The organism is Streptomyces sp. NBC_00440, from assembly GCF_036014215.1.
Taxonomy (GTDB): Bacteria; Actinomycetota; Actinomycetes; order Streptomycetales; family Streptomycetaceae; genus Streptomyces.
Genome location: NZ_CP107921.1, coordinates 1,189,326 through 1,213,703, shown reverse-complemented (window position 1 = coordinate 1,213,703; position 24,378 = coordinate 1,189,326). Strand labels below are relative to the sequence as shown.

21 protein-coding genes are annotated in these 24,378 nt (G+C 71.1%); 16 read left to right on the top strand and 5 right to left on the bottom strand.

The genetic code is table 11. The features are described from left to right. Positions 1-145: 145 nt before the first annotated feature. From OHB13_RS05435 to OHB13_RS05425, 3 genes are all read left to right on the top strand, one after another. The gene (locus OHB13_RS05435; protein WP_266858827.1) at positions 146-1,339 is read left to right on the top strand and encodes an argininosuccinate synthase; all 1,194 of its coding nucleotides are present in this window, start codon (positions 146-148) and stop codon (positions 1,337-1,339) included. A 128-nt stretch (positions 1,340-1,467) separates the two neighbouring features. After that, positions 1,468-2,895, top strand: a complete 1,428-nt coding sequence (argH, locus tag OHB13_RS05430; protein ID WP_328375971.1) for an argininosuccinate lyase — start codon at positions 1,468-1,470, stop codon at positions 2,893-2,895. Positions 2,896-3,021: 126 nt separating this feature from the next. Further along, positions 3,022-3,993: an aldo/keto reductase gene (locus tag OHB13_RS05425; RefSeq protein ID WP_328375969.1), complete on the top strand. Its 972-nt coding sequence runs from the start codon at positions 3,022-3,024 to the stop codon at positions 3,991-3,993. Positions 3,994-4,024: 31 nt separating this feature from the next. On the opposite strand, the gene OHB13_RS05420 is transcribed toward OHB13_RS05425, so the two are convergent. Then, positions 4,025-4,969, bottom strand: coding sequence for a ribose-phosphate diphosphokinase (locus OHB13_RS05420; RefSeq protein ID WP_266858831.1), 945 nt, complete (start codon positions 4,967-4,969; stop codon positions 4,025-4,027). A gap of 123 nt (positions 4,970-5,092) precedes the next feature. Between OHB13_RS05420 and OHB13_RS05415 the strand changes: the two genes are divergently transcribed. Together OHB13_RS05415 and OHB13_RS05410 are read left to right on the top strand one after the other, a co-directional pair. Continuing rightward, positions 5,093-5,644 (top strand): TetR/AcrR family transcriptional regulator, encoded by a 552-nt coding sequence (locus tag OHB13_RS05415; protein WP_266858832.1) that lies wholly within the window; start codon positions 5,093-5,095, stop codon positions 5,642-5,644. Then, the gene (locus OHB13_RS05410) at positions 5,641-7,170 is read left to right on the top strand and encodes an MFS transporter (RefSeq protein ID WP_266858833.1); all 1,530 of its coding nucleotides are present in this window, start codon (positions 5,641-5,643) and stop codon (positions 7,168-7,170) included. Before OHB13_RS05415 ends, OHB13_RS05410 begins: the two co-directional genes overlap by 4 nt. A 106-nt stretch (positions 7,171-7,276) precedes the next feature. Here the strand turns inward: OHB13_RS05410 and OHB13_RS05405 are convergent, their stop codons facing one another. Next, the gene (locus OHB13_RS05405) at positions 7,277-7,948 is read right to left on the bottom strand and encodes a lysophospholipid acyltransferase family protein (protein ID WP_266858835.1); all 672 of its coding nucleotides are present in this window, start codon (positions 7,946-7,948) and stop codon (positions 7,277-7,279) included. Between the two features lie 225 nt (positions 7,949-8,173). Here OHB13_RS05405 and OHB13_RS05400 point away from each other — a divergent pair, with 225 nt between their 5' ends. The 3 genes from OHB13_RS05400 to OHB13_RS05390 all read left to right on the top strand — a co-directional run bounded on the left by OHB13_RS05400 (position 8,174) and on the right by OHB13_RS05390 (position 10,482). Further along, the gene (locus tag OHB13_RS05400; RefSeq protein WP_328375965.1) at positions 8,174-9,343 is read left to right on the top strand and encodes a glycerophosphodiester phosphodiesterase; all 1,170 of its coding nucleotides are present in this window, start codon (positions 8,174-8,176) and stop codon (positions 9,341-9,343) included. 104 nt (positions 9,344-9,447) lie between these two features. Next, on the top strand, positions 9,448-9,942 hold the full coding sequence (locus tag OHB13_RS05395; RefSeq protein ID WP_266858839.1) for a sigma-70 family RNA polymerase sigma factor: 495 nt from the start codon (positions 9,448-9,450) through the stop codon (positions 9,940-9,942). A 36-nt stretch (positions 9,943-9,978) separates the two neighbouring features. After that, the gene (locus OHB13_RS05390) at positions 9,979-10,482 is read left to right on the top strand and encodes a GNAT family N-acetyltransferase (protein ID WP_266861215.1); all 504 of its coding nucleotides are present in this window, start codon (positions 9,979-9,981) and stop codon (positions 10,480-10,482) included. Positions 10,483-10,526: 44 nt separating this feature from the next. Here OHB13_RS05390 and OHB13_RS05385 read toward each other — a convergent pair whose 3' ends face one another. Together OHB13_RS05385 and OHB13_RS05380 are read right to left on the bottom strand one after the other, a co-directional pair. Further along, positions 10,527-10,940, bottom strand: coding sequence for a hypothetical protein (locus tag OHB13_RS05385; protein WP_266858841.1), 414 nt, complete (start codon positions 10,938-10,940; stop codon positions 10,527-10,529). 2 nt (positions 10,941-10,942) lie between these two features. Continuing rightward, entirely contained in the window at positions 10,943-11,302 is a 360-nt protein-coding gene (locus OHB13_RS05380; protein WP_266858843.1) for a hypothetical protein, read from the bottom strand. A gap of 597 nt (positions 11,303-11,899) precedes the next feature. Between OHB13_RS05380 and OHB13_RS05375 the strand changes: the two genes are divergently transcribed. The 8 genes from OHB13_RS05375 to OHB13_RS05340 all read left to right on the top strand — a co-directional run bounded on the left by OHB13_RS05375 (position 11,900) and on the right by OHB13_RS05340 (position 22,965). Then, positions 11,900-12,937 carry a methionine ABC transporter ATP-binding protein gene (locus tag OHB13_RS05375; RefSeq protein ID WP_266858845.1) on the top strand — a complete coding sequence of 346 codons (1,038 nt, stop codon included), beginning with the start codon at positions 11,900-11,902 and terminating at the stop codon, positions 12,935-12,937. Beyond that, the gene (locus tag OHB13_RS05370) at positions 12,934-13,605 is read left to right on the top strand and encodes a methionine ABC transporter permease (protein WP_266858847.1); all 672 of its coding nucleotides are present in this window, start codon (positions 12,934-12,936) and stop codon (positions 13,603-13,605) included. Before OHB13_RS05375 ends, OHB13_RS05370 begins: the two co-directional genes overlap by 4 nt. Before the next feature lie 85 nt (positions 13,606-13,690). Next, positions 13,691-14,551 carry a MetQ/NlpA family ABC transporter substrate-binding protein gene (locus OHB13_RS05365; RefSeq protein ID WP_266861217.1) on the top strand — a complete coding sequence of 287 codons (861 nt, stop codon included), beginning with the start codon at positions 13,691-13,693 and terminating at the stop codon, positions 14,549-14,551. A 142-nt stretch (positions 14,552-14,693) separates the two neighbouring features. Then, the gene (locus tag OHB13_RS05360) at positions 14,694-15,341 is read left to right on the top strand and encodes a GNAT family N-acetyltransferase (protein WP_266858849.1); all 648 of its coding nucleotides are present in this window, start codon (positions 14,694-14,696) and stop codon (positions 15,339-15,341) included. 172 nt (positions 15,342-15,513) lie between these two features. Further along, on the top strand, positions 15,514-16,692 hold the full coding sequence (gene cbiE / locus OHB13_RS05355) for a precorrin-6y C5,15-methyltransferase (decarboxylating) subunit CbiE (protein ID WP_266858851.1): 1,179 nt from the start codon (positions 15,514-15,516) through the stop codon (positions 16,690-16,692). Between the two features lie 309 nt (positions 16,693-17,001). Continuing rightward, on the top strand, positions 17,002-20,637 hold the full coding sequence (gene cobT, locus OHB13_RS05350) for a nicotinate-nucleotide--dimethylbenzimidazole phosphoribosyltransferase (protein WP_328375961.1): 3,636 nt from the start codon (positions 17,002-17,004) through the stop codon (positions 20,635-20,637). A gap of 169 nt (positions 20,638-20,806) precedes the next feature. Beyond that, a complete protein-coding gene (gene cobA, locus OHB13_RS05345) occupies positions 20,807-22,045 on the top strand; it encodes a uroporphyrinogen-III C-methyltransferase (RefSeq protein WP_266858855.1) in 1,239 nt (412 codons plus the stop codon). 77 nt (positions 22,046-22,122) lie between these two features. Next, positions 22,123-22,965: a TrmH family RNA methyltransferase gene (locus OHB13_RS05340; protein ID WP_266858857.1), complete on the top strand. Its 843-nt coding sequence runs from the start codon at positions 22,123-22,125 to the stop codon at positions 22,963-22,965. Between the two features lie 43 nt (positions 22,966-23,008). On the opposite strand, the gene OHB13_RS05335 is transcribed toward OHB13_RS05340, so the two are convergent. Next, complete coding sequence (locus tag OHB13_RS05335) at positions 23,009-24,310, bottom strand: MFS transporter (protein ID WP_328375958.1); 1,302 nt, start codon at positions 24,308-24,310, stop codon at positions 23,009-23,011. Positions 24,311-24,378 lie beyond the last annotated feature (68 nt).

The following is a 24,378-nucleotide window of genomic DNA, read 5'->3' as shown; positions in this document are numbered from 1 at the left end:
GCGGAGTTCACCCTTCCAGTCCATGGTTCACGGCGAAAACTTTTCTGGACCTCCTGTGGCGACATCGCTCACCTGCACTTTTGACAAGTCATGCGGAGTTCTGCATAGTTATGCCTACCAGTGATTGCACCGTAAGGAGAAGCCCGTGACCGAGCGCGTCGTACTCGCCTACTCGGGAGGCCTGGACACCTCTGTCGCCATCGGCTGGATCGCCGAGGAGACGGGCGCCGAGGTCATCGCCGTCGCTGTGGACGTCGGCCAGGGCGGCGAGGACCTGGACGTCATCCGCAAGCGCGCGCTCGCCTGCGGTGCTGTCGAGGCCGAGGTCGCCGACGCCAAGGACGAGTTCGCCGAGGAGTACTGCCTCCCGGCGATCAAGGCCAACGCGCTCTACATGGACCGCTATCCGCTGGTCTCCGCGCTCTCGCGGCCGACCATCGTCAAGCACCTGGTCGCCGCCGCCAGGAAGCACGGCGCCACCACGGTCGCCCACGGCTGCACCGGCAAGGGCAACGACCAGGTCCGCTTCGAGGCCGGCATCACCGCGCTCGGCCCCGACCTCAAGTGCATCGCGCCGGTCCGTGACTACGCGATGACCCGCGACAAGGCCATCGCCTTCTGCGAGGCGAAGAACCTCCCGATCGCGACGTCCAAGAAGTCCCCCTACTCCATCGACCAGAACGTCTTCGGGCGCGCTGTCGAGACGGGCTTCCTGGAGGACATCTGGAACGCGCCGATCGAGGACGTGTACGAGTACACGGCGAACCCGGCGGAGCCGCGCGAGGCCGACGAGGTCGTCATCTCCTTCGAGGCGGGTGTCCCGGTCGCCATCGACGGCAGCCCCGTCACCGTCCTGCAGGCGATCCAGCAGCTCAACGAGCGGGCCGGCGCCCAGGGCATCGGCCGGATCGACATGGTCGAGGACCGGCTCGTCGGCATCAAGTCCCGGGAGATCTACGAGGCGCCCGGCGCCATCGCGCTGATCACCGCCCACCAGGAGCTGGAGAACGTCACGGTCGAGCGCGAACTGGCCCGCTACAAGCGGCAGGTCGAGCAGCGCTGGGGCGAGATGGTCTACGACGGTCTGTGGTTCTCCCCGCTCAAGCGCGCCCTGGACGGCTTCATCAACGAGGCCAACCAGCACGTCACGGGCGACATCCGGATGACGCTGCACGGCGGCCGCGCCACCGTCACCGGCCGCAAGTCCAGTGAGTCCCTGTACGACTTCAACCTGGCGACCTACGACTCGGGCGATACTTTCGACCAGTCCAAGGCGCAGGGCTTCATCGAGATCTTCGGCCTCTCCGCGAAGATCGCGGCCAAGCGCGACCTGGCCTGACCCCACCGCACCGACCCGACCCGTACGGCGGCCGCCTCCCCGATCCTCCGCGGCGGGGAGGCGGTCCCCCCGGCCTTTGAGGCACTGGGGGGAAGCCGCGCATTCCGACCCTCTTGAGGAGCAACTCAGTGAGCAGCAACACCGGTGACGTCCGGCTCTGGGGCGGACGTTTCGCCGACGGCCCCGCCGAGGCGCTGGCCCAGCTGTCCGCCTCCGTCCACTTCGACTGGCGGCTCGCCCCGTACGACATCGCCGGCTCCCGCGCCCACGCCCGCGCGCTGCACACGGCCGGGCTGCTCACGGTGGACGAACTGGACCGGATGCAGGACGGCCTCGACCGGCTGGCGGCGGACGTCGCCGACGGATCGTTCACCGGTACCGTCGCCGACGAGGACGTCCACACCGCACTGGAGCGGGGACTCCTGGAGCGCGTCGGCCCCGACCTCGGCGGCAAGCTGCGGGCCGGCCGGTCCCGCAACGACCAGATCGCCACCCTCTTCCGGATGTACCTCCGCGACCACGCCCGGACCATCGGCGGTCTGATCGCCGGTCTCCAGGACGCGCTGGTCGGCCTCGCCGAGGCGCACCCGGACGTGGCGATGCCCGGCCGTACCCATCTCCAGCACGCCCAGCCCGTCCTCTTCGCCCACCATGTGCTGGCCCACGCCCAATCGCTGGCCCGGGACGCCGAGCGGCTGCGCCAGTGGGACGACCGCACCGCGGTCTCGCCGTACGGATCGGGGGCGCTCGCCGGGTCCTCGCTGGGGCTCGACCCCGAAGCGGTCGCGGCGGACCTCGGCTTCGAGCGCGGCTCGGCCGGCAACTCGATCGACGGCACCGCCTCGCGGGACTTCGCCGCCGAGTTCGCCTTCATCACGGCGATGATCGGCGTCAACCTCTCGCGGATCGCCGAGGAGATCATCATCTGGAACACGAAGGAGTTCTCCTTCGTCACCCTCCACGACGCCTTCTCCACCGGCTCGTCGATCATGCCGCAGAAGAAGAACCCGGACATCGCGGAGCTGGCGCGCGGCAAGTCCGGCCGGCTGATCGGCAATCTGACGGGGCTGCTGGCCACCCTGAAGGCGCTGCCGCTCGCGTACAACCGCGACCTCCAGGAGGACAAGGAGCCGGTCTTCGACTCCTGCGACCAGCTGGAGGTACTGCTGCCCGCCTTCACCGGCATGATGGCGACCCTGACCGTGCACCGCGAGCGGCTGGAGGAGCTGGCGCCCGCGGGCTTCTCGCTCGCCACCGACATCGCCGAGTGGCTGGTCAAGCAGGGTGTGCCGTTCCGGGTCGCCCACGAGGTCGCCGGTGAGTGCGTCAAGGAGTGCGAGCGGCACGGCATCGAGCTGGACCAGCTCACGGACGAGCAGTTCGCGAAGATCTCCGAGCATCTGACCCCCGAGGTCCGTACGGTGCTCGACGTGCCCGGCGCGCTGGCCTCCCGCAACGGCCGCGGCGGCACCGCACCGTCTGCGGTCGCCGCACAGCTCATCGAGGTCAAGGCGAACCTGGTCATCCAGCACGCCTGGGCAGCGGCCAAGAAGTAGCTCTCCCGTTCCGCCACCGGGTCCGACAGCGCCCGGCACCTCCACCCGGGTGCCGGGCGCTGTCGTACGCGATCGTGGGTAGGGGTGTCAGAGACCGCATCCCCCGATCCGCGCAGGGAGCCCCCGATGCCCTTCGCCCGCCTCACGGCAGCGACCACCCCCACGGCCCACATCGGACTCGGTCTGGCAGCCGTGGGCAGGCCGGGCTACATCAACCTCGGCCGCGACCAGGACCTGCCCGCCGACCGGACCCCTGAGGCCCTGCTCGCCCGTACGCATGAACTCCTGGACGCCGCCTACGCGCAGGGCGTGCGCTACTTCGACGTCGCACGCTCCTACGGCCGCGCCGAGGCCTTCCTCGCCGAGTGGCTGAATGCCAGGCCCGCCGTCCAGGACGTCGTGATCGGCAGCAAGTGGGGCTACACCTACACCGCCGACTGGCGCACCGACGCCGAGGTCCACGAGGTCAAGGACCACAGCGTCGCCACCTTCGACCGGCAGCGCACCGAGACCGGCATGCTGCTCGGTGAACGGCTCGACCTCTACCAGATCCACTCCCTGACCGCCGACAGCCCGGCCCTGACCGACACCGAACTGCACGCCAGGCTGGCGGGCCTCGCGGCGGAAGGCGTGACGATCGGGTTCTCCACGAGCGGCCCCGCCCAGGCGGACACCGTCCGGGCCGCGCTCGGGGTCGAGGTCGGCGGCGAACCGCTCTTCCGCGCGGTGCAGAGCACCTACAACCTGCTGGACCCCTCGGTCGGAGAGGCGCTGGCGGAGGCCAACGAGGCAGGGCTCTCCGTGATCGTCAAGGAGGCGGTGGCCAACGGCCGTCTCGCCGGCAGCGCCGCCCCGGCGCCGCTGCGGGACATCGCCGAGGAGACCGGTACGACCCCCGACGCCGTCGCGCTGGCCGCGATCCTGCGCCGCCCCTGGGCGACGGTGGTGCTCTCCGGGGCGGCCACCGCCGTACAGCTGTCGGCCAATCTGCACGCGGCGGTGGCCGACCTCGGCGACGAGCAGCTGGAGCGGCTGGCCGGACTGCGGGAGGAGCCCGCGGCGTACTGGCAGCAGCGGGCGAAGCTGCCCTGGCACTGAAACACCGGAACGGGGCCCGCGCCGCGCGGGCTCAGGACGCGTCGAAGAGCGCGCTCACCGATTCGCCGTTGTGGATCCGCCGCATCGCCTCGGCCAGCGCCGGGGCGATGGAGAGGACCGTGAGCTTGTCGGTGTGCTCACGGGGCGGTATCGGCACGGTGTTCGTGCAGACGATCTCCAGCACGTCGGGCTGGTCCGAGAGCCGCTTGAGCGCTCCGGCGGCGAAGAGCCCGTGCGTACAGGCCACCCGGATCGACCTGGCGCCCAACTCGCGGAGCCGGTCGAGGAGTTCCAGTACGGTGCTGCCCTTGGCGATCTCGTCGTCCAGGACGATGATGTCGCGGCCCGCGACCTCGCCGATGACGGAGCTGATGGCCACTCGGTCGTCGGCGAAGCGCTGCTTGGCGCCCGCCGCCACCTGGACGCCCAGCATCCGTGCGAAGGCCGCCGCCTCCTTGGCGTTGCCGAGGTCCGGCGAGACGACCGTGGTGCGCGAGACGTCGTAGCCGCGGAAGTGCTCGGCCAGCTCCCGCAGGGCGTGCAGATGGTCCACCGGGACCGAGAAGAACCCGTGCACCTGGGGCGAGTGCAGGGTCAGTGCCAGCACCCGGCTCGCCCCGGAGTTCACCAGCAGGTCGGCCACCAGCCGGCCCCCGATGGAGATCCGCGGCGCGTCCTTCTTGTCCGAACGGGCGTAGGCGTAGTGCGGCATCACCACGGTGATCCGGCCGGCCGACGCGCCGCGGGCCGCGTCGCACATCAGCAGCAGCTCGACGAGGTTCTCCTGCACCGGGGTGACCAGGGGCTGGATCAGGAAGACGTCACGCTCACGGCAGTTGGCCTGGAGCTGGACCTCCAGGCAGTCGTTGGCGAACCGGTTGACCCGCACCGGGCTCAGGGGTACGCCCAGATGCGCGGTGACCTCCTCGGCCAATTCGGGGTGGGCGCTACCGCTGAACACAGCGATGTCTCGCACGAACCGCTCCTTGTGTGGTCGAGGGGCGGCCGAAGTTCGGCCGAACCGGCTTGTCGCGCCGGGCCCATGCTACTGGCCGATATTGATGAGACATAGCTGTCTCATTGTGGTTATGTTTGTCTCATGACTGTCGACCGGGACCAGGTGCTGCGCACCGCCGCCACCCTGCTCACCCGTAAGGCGACCGCCACCATGGACGAGGTCGCCAGGGCGGCAGGCATCGGCAGGGCCACCCTCCACCGGCACTTCGCCGGACGGGACGCGCTGGTCAGGGCCCTGGAGGAGTTCGGCATCGCGGAGTTCGAGGCGGCGCTCGACGCGGCCAGGACCGACGAGGGACCGGCGGTGGAGGCGCTGCGGCGCCTGATCGCCGAGGTCCAGCCCGCCGCCGGACTGCTCGCCTTCCTCGTCACCGAGAACGAACTCTTCGAGGGTGAAGGGGTGAACGAGGGCTGGGACCGGCTCGACGCCCGGGTCTGCGCCCTCTTCCGGCGCGGCCAGGAGGCCGGGGAGCTCCGGATCGACCTCACCCCCGCCTGGCTGACCGAGGCGTTCTACGGGCTCATCGGCACCTGCGCCTGGGCGATACAGGACGGCCGGGTGGCGGCCAATGACTTCTCTTACATGATCGCCGAGTTGCTGCTCGGCGGCGCACAACGGAGCGTGGAGCAATGACCGGTACCACCCGGCGGACGAGCGACTCCGGGGCCACTCGCGGTCCCGGCCGCTGGCTCGCCCTCGCCGTGCTCGTCCTCGCCGTGCTGCTGGTCGCGGTCGACGCGACGGTGCTCGGCCTGGCGACGCCCTTCCTGAGCGAGGACCTCAAGCCATCGGGCACCCAGCTCCTGTGGATCGGCGACATCTACTCGTTCGTCATCGCGGGACTGCTGGTCTCCATGGGCAGCCTCGGCGACCGGATCGGCCGCAAGAAGCTGCTGCTCTCCGGCTCTGTCGCCTTCGGCGCGATCTCCGTACTGAACGCCTACGCGAACAGCCCCGAGATGATGATCGCCGCCCGGGCGCTGCTCGGCATCGCGGGCGCCACCCTGATGCCGTCCACCCTCGCGCTGATCCGCAACATCTTCCACGACCCGAAGGAGCGCAGCCTCGCCGTCGGGATCTGGGGCGCGGCCGCTTCGGCCGGTACCGCGGTCGGTCCGGTGGTCGGCGGGTTCCTGCTGGAGAACTTCTGGTGGGGCTCGGTCTTCCTCATCAATCTGCCGGTGATGCTGGTGCTCGTCCTGGTCGGCCTGAAGGTGCTGCCCGAGTCGCGCGACCCGAACCCCGGCCCGTGGGACCTGGTCAGTGTGGGCCTTTCCCTGGTCGGCGTGATGGCGGTGGTGTACGCGGTGAAGGAGGCGGCGGCCAACGGCTTCCACTGGGACAACCTGGCGGCCGGGGCCGTCGGTCTGCTGGCCCTGCTCTGGTTCGCCCGTCGCCAGCTGACCCTGGATTCGCCGCTGCTCGATATGCGGCTCTTCCACCACCGCGGTTTCTCCGGCGCGGTGCTGGCCGATCTGCTGACCATTCTCGGCCTCTCCGGTCTGGTGTTCTTCCTCTCGCAGTTCCTCCAGCTGGTGCAGGGGCGCTCCCCGCTGGCCGCCGGGCTGATCGAACTTCCCGCCGCGGTGGGAGCGGTCGCCACCGGGCTGATGGCCGGATACCTGGCGCGCAAGGCGTCGGTCCGCAGCGCCGTGGCCGGCGGTCTGTCGGCGGTCGCGGTGGCCCTCGCGGGCTGTGTGTGGGTCAGTGCGTCGACCGGTGTGGTGGCCCTGGGGCTTGCCCTGTTCTTCGGCGGGCTCGGAGCGGGCCTGGCCTTCACCGTGACCTCCGACGTGCTGCTCTCCAGCGTCCCCAAGGACCAGGCGGGCGCGGCGTCCGCCGTGTCCGAGACCGCGTACGAACTGGGTACGGCTCTGGGGATCGCCCTGCTCGGCTCGGTGGTCACCGGGATCTACCGGGGCTTCTCCATCCCGCAGGGGGTCCCCGCCCACGCCGCGGTCGAGGCCCATGAGTCACTCGGCGGCGCCGTGGAAGCGGCGAAGACCCTGCCGCACGACCAGGGCGCCGCCCTGCTCTCCTCCGCGCAGGAGGCCTTCACACACGGCTTCCAGGCGGCCGCCGCGGTCGGCTCCATCGTCCTGTTCGCCACGGCGGTGACCTCGTGGTTCCTGCTCAGGGGACAGAAGCTGCACGTCTGACACGGACCGCACGCCCGCGGGGCACGGCTGATACATACGGCGGAGGGCCACCCGGGACATTCCGGGTGGCCCTCCGCCGTATGCGTATGCAGCAGGCGTGCGCGGGTCAGGCGGCCTTCGCCTTCGTGGCGTACATGTCGACGTACTCCTGACCGGACAGGCGCATGACCTCGGCCATCACCGAGTCGGTGACCGCGCGCAGCACATAGCGGTCGCGGTCCATGCCGTCGTAGCGCGAGAACTCCATCGGCTCACCGAAGCGGACCGTGACCTTGCCGGGCCGCGGCAGACCCGAGCCGTTCGGCTGGAGCTTGTCCGTACCGATCATCGCGAACGGCACCACGGGCGCGCCCGTCATCAGCGTGAGACGCGCGATGCCCGTACGGCCGCGGTACAGCCGTCCGTCGGGGGAGCGGGTGCCCTCCGGGTAGATCGAGAACGCCTTGCCGTCCTCCAGCACCTGGCGGCCGGTCATCAGGGCGGCGACGCCGCCGCGTCCACCGTCGCGGTCCACCGGGATCATCCCGACACCGGTGAAGAACCAGGCCATCAGACGGCCCTTCAGCCCCTTGCCCGTCACGTACTCGTCCTTGCCGATGAAAAAGACCTGCCGCTGGAGGCAGATCGGCATGATCATCGAGTCGATGAACGTGAGGTGGTTACCGGCGAGGATGACCGGTCCCGTCCCCGGGATGTTCGAGGCGCCCTCCACCCGCGGGCGGAACATCAGACGCATGATCGGTCCGAGCACTGCCTTGATGAGTGCGAGTCGGGACAACGGTTCCTCCGGAGTCGGGGCCGGGCGGCCACGGTGAAGTATGTGCAGGTCGGTACGGTACTCGCGCGCTGTGGAGTGGCGCACATCGGGTTCACCCCATTGATGCGCGGTATTGACGCGAGTTCGAGCCGTGTTCTGCGCTGTGCCACCCCACGTTAGGCGCAACTCCCTACCATCGGGCCCTTCAGCGTTGCCAGGTGCGGGACATCACAGCGAGGAGTGCCCATGTCGCAAGGCGGACAGACAGGACCCGGACGGCGCACACTGCTCGGCGCGGCGGTGCTCGGCACGGCCGCGCTGGGGCTCTCCGGTACGGCGAACGCGGCAGCGCCCGGCACCGGCCACGGCGCGCCGGACGGCGGTCGCGGCACCACGTACAAGGACCTGCCCGTGCCCACGGTCATCGGTCACCGCGGAACGGCCGGCTACCGGCCCGAGCACACACTCGGTTCGTACCAGCACGCTCTCGACCTCGGCGCCGACATCATCGAGCAGGACGTGGTCCCCACCGGGGACGGGCACCTCGTCTGCCGTCATGAGAACGACATCTCCGCGACCACGGACGTCTCGGCGCACCCGCGGTTCGCGGACCGCAGGACCACGAAGTCGGTCGACGGGACGGCCGTCACCGGATGGTTCACCGAGGACTTCACCCTCGCCGAACTCCGGACCCTCCGGGCCAAGGAGCGTATTCCGGCCAACCGCCAGCACAACACGCTCTACGACGGCCGCTGGCCGGTCCCCACCTTCGAAGAGGTGCTGCGCTGGGCGGAACAGAGAGGCCGTGAGCGCGGCAGGCCGGTCTGGCTCTACACCGAGACCAAGCACCCCACCTACTTCCGCGGGCTCGGCCTCGGCCTTGAGGAGCGTCTGGTCGCGCTGTTGCGCAAGTACGGCCGGGACCGGCGCAGTTCCCCGCAGTTCGTCCAGTCCTTCGAACCCAGCTCCATCCAGCGCCTCGCCCGGCTCGCCGGCACCCCGGGCATCGTGCTGCTCTCCGGTCCGGCCGGCCGGCCCTGGGACTTCGTGCAGTCGGGGGACCCGCGCACGGTCGCCGACCTCCAGACCCCGGCAGGGCTGAAGTGGATCGCCTCCTACGCCCAGGGCATCGGCCCCACACTCGACTCGGTCATCCCGAAGGACGGGGACGGCCGGCTCACCGAGCCCACCACCCTGGTGCGGGACGCCCATGCGCAGGGCCTGCTCCTCCACCCGTACACGATGCGCAACGAGAACACCTTCCTGCCCGCGGACTTCCGGCGCGGTACGGACCCGAACGCCTACGGCGACGCCTTCGGCGCGTTCCGGGTGTACTTCGCGACGGGCATCGACGGGGTCTTCTCGGACAACGCGGACACGGCGCTGCTCGCGGCCGCCGACCACCGCGCCCGCTGACACGGCGGCCTCTTCCGGCCTGCCCGCCCTGCCCGCTCTTCCCGTACGGGTGAGATACCGCCGCCGGGGCAACCGCGCCCGGCGGCGGCCGCGTCCCGCCCGGCATGGATCTCGTCACCGAACTGAGCCCGCTGCTCGCTGCCGAGGCGGCCGCCGAAGCCGCCGCGTCCGGAGTGGACCCCGCCGATCTCGAACAGGCCGTCTGGGTACGGCTGCTGGAGCAGACCCCCGCCGAACCCCGGCGCTGGGTCCGCTCCGCCGTACGGGCCGAGGCGGACCGGGCGCGGCAGCAGGCCGGGCGGGAACTGCCGTACGCCGTCGAGCCGTACGCGGACCCCGAGGCACGGCCCGAGCGTGCCGTGCTCGCAGCCGAGCGGCGCCGCGCGGTGCGGGCCGCCGTGAGCCGGACGCCCGGGCGCTGCCCCCGGCTGCTCACCGCGATGCTCTCGCCCGCCGACCCCACCTACCGGGAGATCGCCGGGGAGTTGGGTATGTCACAGGGGAGTCTGGGGCCGGTTCGTTCCCGATGTCTGGGATGTCTGCGGAGAATGCTGACGGCGGAGGTTGCGGCCGGGGGCCGGTGGGGAAAGGAGCGTTAGACATCCGGTGAACAGGTGAGCGGGAGGCATGCGCACATGGGCATGAGCGTGACCATCTCAGCGGCGACTGCGCAGGACGCCGAGCAGATTCTGAAACTCCAGTACCTGTGTTACCAGAGCGAGGCCGAGCTCTACGGCGACTACTCCATCGAGCCGCTCACCCAGACACTCGACGCGCTGCGGGCCGAACTCGCCGAAGGCCACGGGCTGGTGGCGCGCCTGGGCAGCGAGGTGGTGGCCTCGGTGCGCGGCGGGGTGGACGCATCGGGCACGGCCCGGATAGCCAAGCTGATCGTGCATCCGAGGATGCAGCGGCACGGCATCGGTGGCCGGCTGCTCACCGCCATCGAGGGCAAGTTCGCGGCGGACCCGGCCGCCCGCCGCTTCCAGCTGTTCACCGGCCACCGGAGCGAGGGCAATCTGCGGCTGTACCGCAGCCACGGATATGTACCGGTCTCGACCGAGAGCACCGGCGGCGCGGTCACCGTGGTGACGCTGGAGAAGGAGGCCGGGGCGCGCGCATATGTGAAGAGCGCCTGAGGAGCTGTTGCTCAACGGCCGCCGGGCCGCCCTGCGCCGGGACGTCAGTGCCTGGCGGCCCTGCGCAGCCACAGCATCCCCAGCACCGGAAGGATCACCGGGATGAAGAGGTAACCCATCCCGTAGTCCGACCAGACCGTGGCGTCCGGGAACGATCCGGGGGAGGCCAGCGTCCAGCTGCCGACGACCAGGACGAAGACCAGCTCGGCGGCGCAGCACACCAGCGCCGCCCGGCGGGCCTTCTCGCCGCCGCGCACCAGCGAGTAGGTGATGAAGCCGTACACCAGGGCAGCCAGCGCCGAGAGCGAGTAGGCCAGCGGCGCCTTCCCGAAGTCCATGATCATCTGGACGATCGAGCGGGATGCCGCCGCGACCGTGAACACCCCGTAGAACCAGACGAGTACCCGGCCGGGGCCGGTGCCCAGCTCGTACCGGGGCTTCTCCTCAGCGGTGGTCATCGTCAGTTTCCCCAGATGTCGTAGAGCCGGACTTCCAGCACGGCCAGGACCACCGCGCCCGCGACGACCGTCACCGAACCCCAGCGGGTCCGCTCGGTCAGCGACAGGAACCCGGCGGCGGGCACAGCGGCGAAGGCGCCGATCAGATAGGCGATGAAGATCGTCTTGCCCTGCTCGGGCCGCTCGCCGCGGGCCAGCTGCACGATGCCGATCACCAGCTGCGCCAGGGCCAGGACCGAGACGACGGCCATACCGATGAAGTGCCAGTCCTTCGTGGGCTGGTCCCGGTAGGCGGCGAAACCGCACCAGGCTGCGAGGGCGAGCGCGGCCACGGTGACCGCGACCGTCAGGGCGAAAAGCATGGAGCTGAGGGTATTACGGCGCGGAGCGCCCCCCGCGCGCGGCCCCGGCCCGGTGTCCGGCCGCTTGCCTTCCCGGTGACCGCGGGAGTCCCTCGGCGGGGCCCCGGCACCGGGCCGCGATCAAGCCCGTGGCCTTGGCCACAGCGCAGGCACCCACCGGCTGCACACCCGAACCGCCCGCGCTGGGCTCCGTACGGTGCCGCCGCAGGTCGGAGCCGTTTCGCGGGCGCCGGGCGACTGTCCCGGAGCGCGTCCAGGGCCGTCCGTTATACGGACAAGCGTGCTCGGGCCGTCCTCACGTCTGCTTTACTTGCCGCATGACCACGACGAGCAGCCGCACCCTTGCGACCGAGGCGATCAGCACGCCCGGTGCTCGTTGTATGTGTCGAATGCGCGCCTTCTGAGGGTCCCTGCCCGCGCCCCGAAGCGGGACCGAGAGCCGGGCCGCCCGCCTCCGCGCCTCTGCGGACACGGCAGCCGCCCGGCCACGCGCACGAAAGCCTTCCGGTCACCACCGTTACGGCCGTGCCGCGCTTCCAGACGAATGCCCCGTGCCGGCGGACACCGCGCCGCGCACTCGACAGTGACGGAAACTCTGTGATCACCACCACCGGCCTGACGAAGGTCTATGCCTCGCGCGGCCGTGAGGTCACCGCCCTGGACGGCGTCGACCTGCACGTCCGCGAGGGTGAGGTGTTCGGCGTCATCGGCCAGAGCGGCGCCGGGAAGTCCTCGCTCATCCGCTGCGTCAACCTCCTCGAACGCCCCACATCCGGCACCGTGACCGTCGACGGCACCGACCTCACCGCGCTCGCCGGCCGCGGCAGCCGCGCCGGCCGGGAGCTGCGCGCGGCCCGCAGCCGGATCGGCATGGTCTTCCAGCACTTCAACCTGCTGTCCTCGCGCACCGTGCAGGACAACGTCGAACTGCCGCTGGAGATCCTCGGCGTCGCCCGCAGGGACCGCGCCCGCAAGGCGCTCGAACTGCTCGACCTGGTCGGCCTCGCCGACCGCGCGAAGTCCTACCCGGCGCAGCTCTCCGGCGGTCAGAAACAACGCGTCGGCATCGCCCGCGCACTGGCGGGCGACCCGAAGGTGCTGCTCTCCGACGAGGCGACCTCCGCACTCGACCCCGAGACCACCCGGTCGATCCTCCAGCTGCTGCGCGACCTCAACCAGCAGCTCGGTCTCACCGTGCTGCTCATCACGCACGAGATGGACGTCGTCAAGACCGTCTGCGACTCGGCCGCACTGATGAAGAGCGGCCGGATCGTCGAGTCGGGGACCGTCGCCGAACTCCTGGCGACGCCCGGCTCCGAACTCGCCCGCGAGCTGTTCCCGGTGGGCGGCCCGCTGCCGGGTACCGACCGTACGGTCATCGACGTCACCTTCCACGGAGAGAGCGCGGGCCGCCCCGTGATCTCCCAGCTCTCCCGTACCTACAACATCGACATATCGATCCTGGGCGCCGCGATGGACACCGTCGGCGGCAACCAGATCGGCCGGATGCGGATCGAACTGCCCGGCCCCTTCGAGGAGAACGTCGTGCCGATCGGATTCCTCCGCGAACAGGGCCTCCAGATCGAAGTGGCAGGCGCCGAGCACCCCGCACTGGTCAAGGAGGACGCCAAGTGAACTGGTCCGAGATGCAGCCGCTGCTCTCCCAGGGCACCACCGACACCCTCTACATGGTCCTGTGGGCCACCCTCGTGACGGTCCTCGTCGGACTGCCGCTCGGTGTGCTCCTCGTCCTCACCGACAAGGGCGGGCTGCTCCAGAACCGCCCGGTGAACAAGGTCGTCGGCGTGATCGTGAACATCGGGCGCTCGCTGCCCTTCATCATCCTGCTGATCGCGCTGATCCCCTTCACCACCTTCGTCGTCGGCACGTTCATCGGCCCGACCGCGATGATCGTCCCGCTGGCGATCGGCGCCATCCCGTTCTTCGCCCGGCTCGTCGAAACAGCCGTACGCGAGGTCGACCACGGTCTGGTCGAGGCGGTCCAGTCGATGGGCGGCAGTGTCCCGACCATCGTCCGGAAGGTGCTGCTGCCGCAGGCGCTGCCGTCCCTGATCTCCGCGGTCACCACCACCGTCATCGTGCTCATCGGGTACTCGGCGATGGCCGGCGCGGTCGGCGGCGAGGGGCTCGGCTCCAAGGCGATCACCTACGGATACCAGCGCTTCGAGAACAGCTTCATGATCGCGACCGTGATCGTGCTGGTCGTGATCGTCACCGTGATCCAGCTGATCGGCGACGGAGCCGTACGCCTGCTGGCCCGCCGGGGGCGCACCACCTCGTAGGACATTCCCTCCGCTCGCAGTCCGCAGTAGAGCCCGCACTCCTTGTCCGGGCGACATCCCGCACCACATGAAAGAGGCACTTTTCGTGCGTAACTCCCGCAAGATATCCGCGTCCGCAGCCGCCGTCGCCGCTCTGGCCATCGGTCTCACCGCCTGCGGCACCTCGTCCGACCCGTCGAGCAAGCCCGAGGGCGCCAAGGCCGACACGAGCAAGCCGCTCGTCGTCGCCGCCTCGCCCGTCCCGCACGCCGACATCCTCAACTTCGTGAAGACCCACCTGGCGGCCAAGGCCGGGCTCAAGCTCCAGGTCAAGGAGTTCACGGACTACGTCCTGCCGAACACGGCCACCCAGACCGGCCAGGTCGACGCCAACTTCTTCCAGCACAAGCCGTATCTCGACGACTTCAACAAGAAGAACCACACCGACCTGGTCCCCGTCGTCAGCGTGCACCTGGAGCCGCTGGGCCTGTACTCCAAGAAGGACAAGTCCCTCAAGGACGTCAAGTCCGGGCAGACCGTGGCCGTCCCCAACGACACCACCAACGAGGGCCGCGCGCTCAAGCTGCTCGCGGACAACGGGCTGATCACCCTCAAGAGCGGTGTGGGCAGCGAGGCCACGCTCGGCGACATCAAGGACAGCAAGGGCCTGAAGTTCAAGGAGCTGGAGGCCGCCACGCTGCCCCGCGCCCTGAACAGCGTCGACGCCGCCGTCATCAACGGCAACTACGCGATCGACGCGAAGCTCAAGCCCGCCAAGGACGCGCTCGTCCTGGAGAAGGCGGCCGGCAACCCCTACGCCAACATCCTCGTCGTCAAGAAGGGCAGCGAGAAGGACCCGCGCGTCGAGAAGCTGGCGAAGCTCCTCAACTCCCCGCAGGTGAAGAAGTTCATCGACGACAAGTACCAGGGCGCGGTCATCCCGGCGTTCGGGACCGTCAAGCCCTGACACCCGTACGGTTACTGCCCGCGCGGGCCCCGCGTACCCTCACGTGGTATGCGGGGCCTCCCGCCGCCACCCGGCCATGCGGCGCCCGGTCCCCATGCTGCATGCTGTGGCTTTACTTCGGTCCCTGGCCATGGAGCAGCGCATGACGACCACCTTCCCGGACATCTCCATCAGCACGGACCGGCTGGTGCTGCGCCCCTTCGAGGAGGCGGACATTCCGCCGCTGGCCGACATGATGAACGACGAGGCGGTCACGGCCTGGACCACGGCGCCCCACCCCTACCAGCACATCGACGGTGAGCGCTGGGTGCGCAGGATCGCCCCCGCGGAGCGCACCGCCGGGCGCGGGATCGTCCTCGCCGTCACGGAGTTCCTGACCCACCGGCTGGTCGGCACCATCCATCTGCGCGCCACCAACTGGCGCACGATGGCCACCGAGGTCCGCTACATCACCGCCCCCTGGGCGCGCGGCGAGGGATACGCCACCGAGTCGGTGCTCGCCGTCGCGCAGTGGCTCTTCCGCGACCTGCGGTTCGAGCGCATCGAGCTGCGTACCCCGGCGGACAACACCGCGGCGCAGCAGGTCGCGCAGAAGATCGGCTGCATCAGCGAGGGCGTGCTGCGCAACGCCTGGATAGCGCGCACCCGCACCGAGAACGGCACGGACGGCGGCTGGACCGACATCCGCACCGACCTCATCGTGTGGAGCCTGCTCCCCGAGGACCTGGAAGGGATCGCCGACCAGCTGGCCGACGCCAACGGGTACGGCACCTTCAACGACTGGAACTGACCCCCTCGTCGGTCACCGGCCGCAGCGGGTAACCTCGCGGGTGCTCGCTGTTCCGCTCCGCAGCCCCGGTTCGTCCCTGCCCCGCCGGCACATGTTCCGGGCGGAACTGCTGCCCGGACACCGGCAGAACGTTTGCACCCCGCCGCGCGACAACACCAGGAGACTGACGACGATGGCCGACCGGATCACGGTGATCGGCTGGGACGGCTCGCCCCTGACCGCGGCCGCCAGGTCGGCTCTCTCCGCGGCCACGCTGGTGGCCGGGGCCGCCCACCACCTCGCGCTCCCCGAAGTGCCGCCCGGCGCCGAGCGGATCCGGCTCGGCAGTGTGAGCCTGGCCGCCCGCCGGATCGCCGGACACCGCGGCAGCGCCGTGGTGCTCGCCGACGGCGACCCAGGCTTCCACGGAGTCGTCCGCACCCTGCGCGCCCCGGAGTACGGCCTGGAGGTCGAGGTCGTCCCCGCCGTGTCGTCCGTGGCCGCGGCCTTCGCCCGCGCCGGGATGCCGTGGGACGACGCCGAGGTCGTCGTCGCCCATCCGCGTACGCTGCGGCGCGCGGTCAACGTCTGCCGGGCGCACCCCAAGGTCGCCGTCCTCACCTCGCCGGGCGCCGGCCCCGCCGAACTCGCCCTGCTCCTCGAAGGGGTCCACCGCACCTTCGTCATCTGCGAGGAACTGGGCACCACGCGCGAGCAGGTCACCGTCCTCACCTCCGACAAGGCCGCCGACCACACCTGGCGCGACCCGAACGTCGTCATCGTCATCGGCGGCGGCGGCCCCCCGGACGCCCCGGCGGTCCGCGGCTGGGCGCTGCCGCCCGCCGAGTACGGCGAAGGGCTCAGCGAGGGCGAGCACGCCGGACTGCGCGCCGCCCAACTGGCCAGGCTCGGCCCGCGCACCGGCGACCTGGTCTGGGACATCGGCTCGGGCAGTGGGGCCTTGGCTGTCGAGGCGGCCCGGTTCGGCGCCGCCGTCATCGCGGTCGACGCCGACCGCGAGAGCTGTGTCCGTACGGACGCGGCCGCACACCGCTTCGGGGTCCAGCTCCAGGTCATCCACGGGCAGGCACCCCAGGTACTGGAGCGGCTGCCGGAGCCCGACGTGGTCCGGATCGGTGGCGGGGGAGTGGCAGTTGTCACCGGCTGCGCCGACCGCAGACCCGGGCGCATCGTCACCCACGCGGCCACCCGGGACGAGGCCGAGGCGCTCGGGGCGGCGCTGGCGGACGGCGGCTACCTGGTGGAATGCGCGCTGCTGCAATCCGTCGACCTGGACACCCGCACCTGGGCGGAGCGTGAGCGCTCGGTTGTCTTCCTGGTGTCGGGCCGCCGTCCGGAAAGTGGCCCCTGACCCTGCTCCGGGACGGCGCGGGGTAGGCTGGCCGACTGTTGTACCGCAGCTGGAGGTTCGGCGCTTCGTTCGCCAATGTCCGGAAAAAGGAACCGTTTTGGGTCCGGTGTGGTACGGCGGCACCGGGGACGCGCGACGTGGCGCAGCCCACAGCGGACCGTGGCAGGAATCCCTGCACGGCGTCGAACGGCCGTGACAATACTGAGTGTCCGCAGGCCTTTCGTACCGCACGGCGTGCCCGCTCGTTGTCTCAGTACGGGCGACCCGGTAAAGGGCTGAAGGAGCACTATGGATGGGCAAGGGGTACGCATGACCGACACCGGCCAGGTCCCGGGCGATGGACAGCCGGGGAACGCAGGCATGGTGGAGCAGCAGGGCCTCCCCGCCCCCGGTGCCTACACCTTCCCCGACTCCCCGGAGACTCCCGCAGAGGACGACGATCTGCTGCTGATGCCCGGCGCGCAGGGCGCGTGGAGTGAGCCGCAGCAGGGGCAGCCGCAGTTCCAGGCCCAGTTCCAGCCGCAGGCCGCCGCTCAGCTGCCCGAACCGGGTGCGCACGAGACCGGTGGACGCGACTCGGGCTCCGTGGACGTGGGCGCCGTGCGCGCCCAGGCCGGGGCCCAGCCGACCCCGCCGCCGCGCAGGCCGCTGCACATGGGTCCGCCCGTGCCCGACGCCACCGGTGGTGTGGTGCGCTCGCTGGCCGACCGCGGCCCGACCATGGCTCCGCCGCAGCCCGCTCCGGTTTCCGACGGCGGTCCGCAGACGCTCGGGCCCGAGTATCTGGACTTCCCGCGTGATGAGGCCGAGGCCCTGCCCGGACCGCAGTTGGGGGAGATCCCGCCGCAGGCCGTTCCGTGGACGCCGCAGCCCGAGCCGGTTGCCCAGGACCCGGCCGCCGCCGTGCAGCCCGGAACGCCCGCGCAGACACCCCGGTCCGAGCCGCAGCCCGAGCCGCAGTCCCATGACTTCCCCGCGGACCAAGTCGGCCCAGCGGAAACGGTCGTTCCCGAGCCGGTCGCCTCGCAGGTCCAGGCCGCTCCGGCGCCGGTGCTGCCGGAGGCCCCGGCCGAGCCCGCCGCACAGGATTCGATGGGCCGCTTCGTCCCGGTCGAGGGCTCGCTGCCGTCCGCGCCGCATCTGGCCCCGACACCGGCCGCCGCCATGACGGCACCGGAGGTCCCCCTGGCCGAGCAGCCGGTCGCCGAAGCGGCACCGGGCGCCGGACAGCCGGCCGGACCGCAGCCGGAAGCGGTCCCGGCCGGGTCCGCTGTACCGGTTCCGGAGGCGGAATCCCCGTCAGTGGCCGAACCGGTGGCCGAACCGGTGGCGGAGCCGGTGGCCGAACAGGCCGCAGGACCGGTGGCGGAGTCAGCTCCGGAAGCCGTGGCCGCACCTGTCCCGGAGCCCGTACCGCAGGCCCAGCCGGAGCCGGTCGCCGCCGCTGCGGAAGCGGAGGCGGCAGCAGCCGGTACGGGCGTCGTGGAGCCGGAGAGCGCCGTGGCGCCCGTGCCCGCCGCCGAATCCGTACCCATAGAGGCCGGGGAGCAGCTTCCCCGCACCGCGGCCGTGGCCCCGGTGCCCGCCCCCCGCCGGAGCGGAGCCGCCGAGCAGCAGGTGCCCGCAGCCGAGCCGCAGCCGGACCCCGCAGGGCAGGCCGCACCGCAGGCGTCTGCCGGACCGGCCGAGGCGCAAGCACCGGTCGACGCACCGGCCGATGTCGTCGCCGACGAGCCGGTCGCTCACTCCGCCGCCGCCCCTGCCGCCGCGGTCGCTCCGGCCGCGGCAGCACCCGCGGAGGCCGCAGCACCCGCCGTCGAGCCCCCGGCGGCAGCGGCAGTCGAAACCGAAGCCGCCGCCGAAGCCGTATCCGCCCCCGAAGCCGCCGAGCCGGCCACACCGGTCCCGGCCGCCGAGCCCGTACCGGCTCCCGAAGCCCGGCCGTTCCCCGCCGACGCACAGCCCGAGCCGGCGGCCGTCGCGGAACAGCCCGTCGCGGAACAGACTGCCGAGGCGCGGCCCGTAGCCGCAGCGGCTCCCGTCCAGGAACAGCCCGCCGAAGCGCAGCCCGCCACGGAACAGCCCGGAACCGAGCCCCCCGGCCCCGAGCAGCAGCCCGCCGAGAACGCCGATCAGCAGCCCACCGAGGACGCCGAAGCCGCCGATACCGCCGAGCAGCAGCAGTCGGCCGAGGTCGAGGCCGAGCCCGTCACGGCCGCCGCCCCCGGCTACGACGACGCCGAGCGCGAAGCCGTCCTGCGGGTCATGCGGGAGCGCCGTGACATCCGCAACGGCTTCCGCAGCGACCCCATCCCGCACGAGGTGCTGCTGCGGGTGCTCGAAGCCGCGCACACCGCGCCGAGCGTCGGCCACTCCCAGCCCTGGGACTTCGTCGTCATCCGCTCGGCCGAGACCCGCCGTTCCATGCACGAACTGGCCCAGCGCCAGCGCGAGGCGTACGCCAAGTCCCTTCCCAAGGGCCGCGCCAAGCAGTTCAAGGAACTGAAGATCGAGGCGATCCTCGACACCCCGGTCAATATCGTCGTCACCGCCGACCCGACCCGGGGCGGCCGCCACACCCTCGGCCGGCACACCCAGCCGCAGATGGCGCCGTACTCCTCCGCCCTCGCCGTCGAGAACCTCTGGCTCGCCGCCCGCGCCGAAGGCCTCGGCGTCGGCTGGGTCAGCTTCTTCGACGAGCGCGAGATGGTCCGCGCACTCGGTCTGCCCGAACACCTCGAAGTCGTCGCCTACCTCTGCGTGGGGTACGTCGACGAGTTCCCCGAGGAGCCCGAGCTGATGCAGGCGGGCTGGTCCAAGCGCCGCCCGCTCTCCTGGGTCGTCCACGAGGAGACGTACGGCCGCCGCGCACTGCCCGGCGAGGACCCGCACGACCTGCTCCAGGACACCATCACCAACATCCGGCCGCTGGACGCCAAGGCGCTCGGTGAGGCGTGGGACCGCCAGAAGCGGATGACCAAGCCCGCCGGAGCCCTGGGGATGCTGGAGATCATCTCCGCACAGCTCAGCGGCCTCTCCCGGATGTGCCCGCCGCCCATCCCGGAACCAGCGGCCGTCGCGATCTTCGCCGGGGACCACGGGGTGTACGCCCAGGGCGTCACCGCATGGCCGCAGGAAGTGACCTGCCAGATGGTGGCCAACTTCCTCGGTGGCGGCGCGGTCTGCAACGCCTTCGCCAACCAGGTCGGCGCCGAGGTCTGCGTCGTGGACGTCGGTGTCGCCGGCGAACTCCCGGCCACACCGGGCCTGCTGCCCCGCAAGGTGCGCGCCGGGACCGGCGACTTCACCACGGGCCCCGCGCTCACCCGCGAAGAAGTGCTCTCCGCGATCGAGGTCGGCATCGAGACGGCCCGCGATCTGGTGGCAGCGGGCAACAAGGTGCTGCTCACCGGTGAGATGGGCATCGCCAACACCACGGTCTCCGCCGCGCTGATCTGTGTCTACACCGGCCAGGACCCCAGCGAGGTCACCGGTCGCGGCACCGGCATCAACGACGAGATGCACGCCCGCAAGGTCGATGTCGTCCGGCGCGGACTGGAGTTGCACCGGCCCGACCCGGCCGACCCGATCGGTGTCCTCGCGGCGGTCGGCGGGCTCGAACACGCCGCGCTGGCCGGCTTCCTGCTCGGCGGCGCCTCGCTGCGTACGCCGGTGATCCTGGACGGCGTCAGCGCCGGAGCCGCCGCACTGGTCGCCCGTGCCATCGCACCCGAGGCACTTGCCGCCTGCATCGCGGGCCACCGCAGCGCGGAGCCCGGCCATGTCGCCGCGCTCAACAAGCTGGGCCTGCGCCCGCTGGTCGACCTCGACCTCCGCCTCGGCGAGGGAACCGGCGCGCTGCTCGCGCTGCCCGTCGTCCAGAGCGCGGCCAGGGCGATGCACGAAGTGGCCACCTTCGACTCCGCGGGTGTCACCGAGAAGTAGCCGCAGCGAACGGGGGTGAGGGGCCGGGGTCGTTGATCCCGGCCCCTCACCCCCGTCGAGGCGGCCCCGGACCGTACAGTGTCCCGGGGAGCCGACCCCGCTCCCACCAGCCGCTTCGTCGTCGCAGCGGTACGCAGCCCCAGTCCCCGCGCGAGGAGCCAGCCACGCCATGGCCGAGCATTCCGATTACCCCGCCTACCCCGTAGGACTCCGTCTCTCCGGCCGGCGCGTCGTCGTCATCGGCGGCGGGCAGGTCGCACAGCGCCGCCTCCCCTCCCTCATCGCGGCCGGCGGCGACATCCTGCTCATCTCGCCGTCCGCCACCCCTTCCGTCGAGGCGATGGTGTCGGCGGGCGAGATCGCCTGGGAGCGGCGCGCCTACGCGGACGGTGACCTGGCCGGGGCCTGGTACGTACTGATCGCGACCGGCGACACGGCGGCCAACGAGACGGCGTCCGCCGAGGCCGAGCGCCACCGGATCTGGTGCGTACGCAGCGACGATGCCGCGGCCGCCACCGCCTGGACGCCCGCCACCGGCCGCAGCGAAGGCGTCACCGTCGCCGTCCTCACCGGCCACGACCCGCGCCGGTCGGCCGCCGTGCGCGACGCCATCGTGGAGGGCCTGCGGGACGGCACCCTCGCCGCCCCGCGCAACCGCGACCGCGACCGCGCCCCGGGCGTCGCCCTGGTCGGCGGCGGCCCCGGCGACCCCGACCTGATCACGGTGCGCGGACGGCGCCTCCTCGCCGAGGCGGACGTCGTCATCGCCGACCGGCTGGGCCCGCGTGACCTGCTCGACGAGCTGCCCCCGCACGTCGAGGTCATCGACGCCGCGAAGATCCCGTACGGCCGGTTCATGGCGCAGGAAGCCATCAACAACGCGCTCATCGAACACGCCAGGGCCGGAAAGGCCGTCGTACGGCTCAAGGGCGGCGACCCGTTCGTCTTCGGCCGGGGCATGGAGGAGGCCGAGGCGCTCGCCGCTGCGGGCATCGCGTGCACGGTGGTGCCCGGCATCTCCAGTTCCATCAGCGTCCCGGGAGCCGCCGGGATCCCGGTCACCCACCGCGGTGTCGCCCATGAGTTCACCGTCGTCAGCGGCCATGTCGCCCCTGACGACGAACGGTCCCTGGTCGACTGGGCCGCCCTCGCCACGCTGCGCGGCACGCTCGTCGTGCTGATGGGCGTCGACAAGATCGGCGCCATCGCCGAGGCCCTGATCGCGCACGGAAAGAGTCCGGACACCCCTGTGGCGCTCGTCCAGGAAGGAACCACGGCCGCTCAGCGCCGGGTCGACGCCACGCTCGCGACGGTGGGGGAGAGGGCCAGGTCCGAGGGGGTACGCCCGCCCGCTGTCATCGTCATCGGCCCCGTCGTCCGGGTCGGACCGGCGTACGGTCGCCCTTAGCCCCCATTGCCGGGCGGTGTTCACCGTTTCCGTGCCCAGCCGTTGGCACCTCATCCAGGACAAGGCAGTATCACCCTGTGGCTGATCTCATCACTGTCGATGACCCCGACGACCCGCGTCTGCGCGACTACACGGGCCTGACCGATGTCGAGCTCCGGCGCAGGCGTGAACCCGCCGAGGGCCTCTTCATCGCCGAGGGTGAGAAGGTCATCCGCCGGGCCAGGCTCGCCGGGTACGAGATGCGGTCGATGCTCCTGTCGGCCAAGTGGGTCGACGTCATGCGCGACGTCATCGACGAGGTCCCGGCCCCGGTGTACGCCGTCAGCCCCGAGCTCGCCGAACAGGTGACCGGCTACCACGTGCACCGCGGCGCCCTGGCCTCCATGCAGCGCAAGCCGCTCCCGGCCTCCGGCGAACTGCTCGGCAGGACCCTCGGGACCGTGGTGCGGCAACCCGCGGCGCGGCGCGTCGCCGTGTTCGAGGACATCGTCGACCACGCGAACCTGGGCGCTGCCTTCAGGAACGCCGCGGCCCTCGGCGTCGACGCGGTCTTCCTCACCCCGGGCTGTGCCGACCCTCTCTACCGGAGGTCGGTGAAGGTCTCGATGGGGGGCGTCTTCCAGGTGCCGTGGACCCGTTTCGAGTCCTGGCCCAAAGGCGTCGAGGCCCTCCGCTCCGAGGGGTTCACGGTCGCCGCACTCTGCCTGAGCGAGCGAGCGATCACCCTCGACGAACTCGCCGCGCGGAAGGACGAGAACCTCGCCCTTGTCTTCGGCACGGAGGGCATCGGCCTCACTCCCAGGACGCTCGCCGCTGTCGACGAGCACGTCCGCATCCCGATGGACGCCGGTGTGGACTCCCTCAATGTGGCCGCAGCCTCGGCTGTGGCCTTCTACGCCACCCGGCCGGGAGCCGCCTGAAACACCTCATCGGCAGGCCGGTTCGGGGTATAGGCGCCGCCGCTCATCCCAGACGCAGCCGGTCGTGTTCGTAGTGGCGCTTGCCGATCACGAAGGCCGCACAGCTCGCGACAGCGATGAACGGGACGACGCGCAGCGCGCCGAGCAGGCCCACATGATCCGCGAGCATGCCCGTCAGCGTGGGGCCCGGTGCCAGGCCGAGAAGACTGTTGGCCAGGGTGAGCGTGGCGAAGGCCGTCGCCGAGATGGCCGCAGGGGTCAGATCGGCCACCATGGCTGCCGCCGGCCCCGCAGTCGCATTGCACAGCAGACTTCCCAGGCCGATCAACACCAGTTGCAGTGGGCCTGCCGACAGCAGGAAGCCGCTCGCCAGCAGTACCAGCGATCCGAGGCTGCAGGCGATCGCCACGGTCCACTTCCGTGCCGCCGCACCCCGGCAGACCCGGTCCGCCACCATTCCGGCGGCGACCATTCCGATCCCGGTGATCAGCGCGAAGACTCCGGCGATCAGGCCGGCCCTGGAAGAGGACATCGAGTAGTAGCGGTTGAGGAAACTCGGCATCCAGGCCAGCAGCGCCATCCCGACGAACATCTGCAACCCGCTGCCGACGTAGGCGCAGTTCACCGAGACCGACGAGAACAGGCGGGGCAGCAGGGAGCGCAGAGCAGCAGGTGTGAGCGGCTGACCTCCGCCGCTCGCTGCGGCTCTGCCGGCCTGCGGATTCAGCCTCTTCTCCGTCACCACCAGGCCGTAGGCGATGGCGAGGACCAGCCCGAAGATCCCCATGATGCTGAACGCCCAGCGCCAGCCCAGGTGCTGGGCCACCACACCACCGACCGACACACCGAGCACCGAGCCGAACGCCCCGCCCCCGATGAACGCGCCGGAGAGCGTGGCCCGCATGGTGACGGGAAAGACGCTGATGACGACGGCGATGCCGACGCTTCCGTAGGCCGCCTCACCGACGCCGACGAGGAACCGGGCCGCGAACATCTCGCCGTAGCTCGCCGAGAGCGCGCAGGCGAAAGTCGCCAGGCTCCACACCAGCGCGGCGGCGACCAGACACCGGACCCTGCCCCAGCGGTCCGCGGCCAGCGACAGGGGAAAGGTCAGTACGCCGACCACCAGCGCCACGATGCCGCTGAGGGAGCCCAACTGGCCGTCGGACAGCAGCCAGTCCGCCTTCAGCATCGGGAAGACCGCGTTGAGGACCTGCCGTGACATGTAGTCGGACAGCAGGAGCCCGAAACTCAATACGAATACGAGCCATGCGTAGCCGCGGGACACGGCCGGTATGTGCTGGAAGGTCCGCGGACCTGTTGCGCCGTCGGTCTGAAGCGCCATCGGTGTCACCTCTCCTGTCCGGGAAACGTCAGACCGCGTAGTGCTGCGTGCAGCGGTTGTCCCAGATG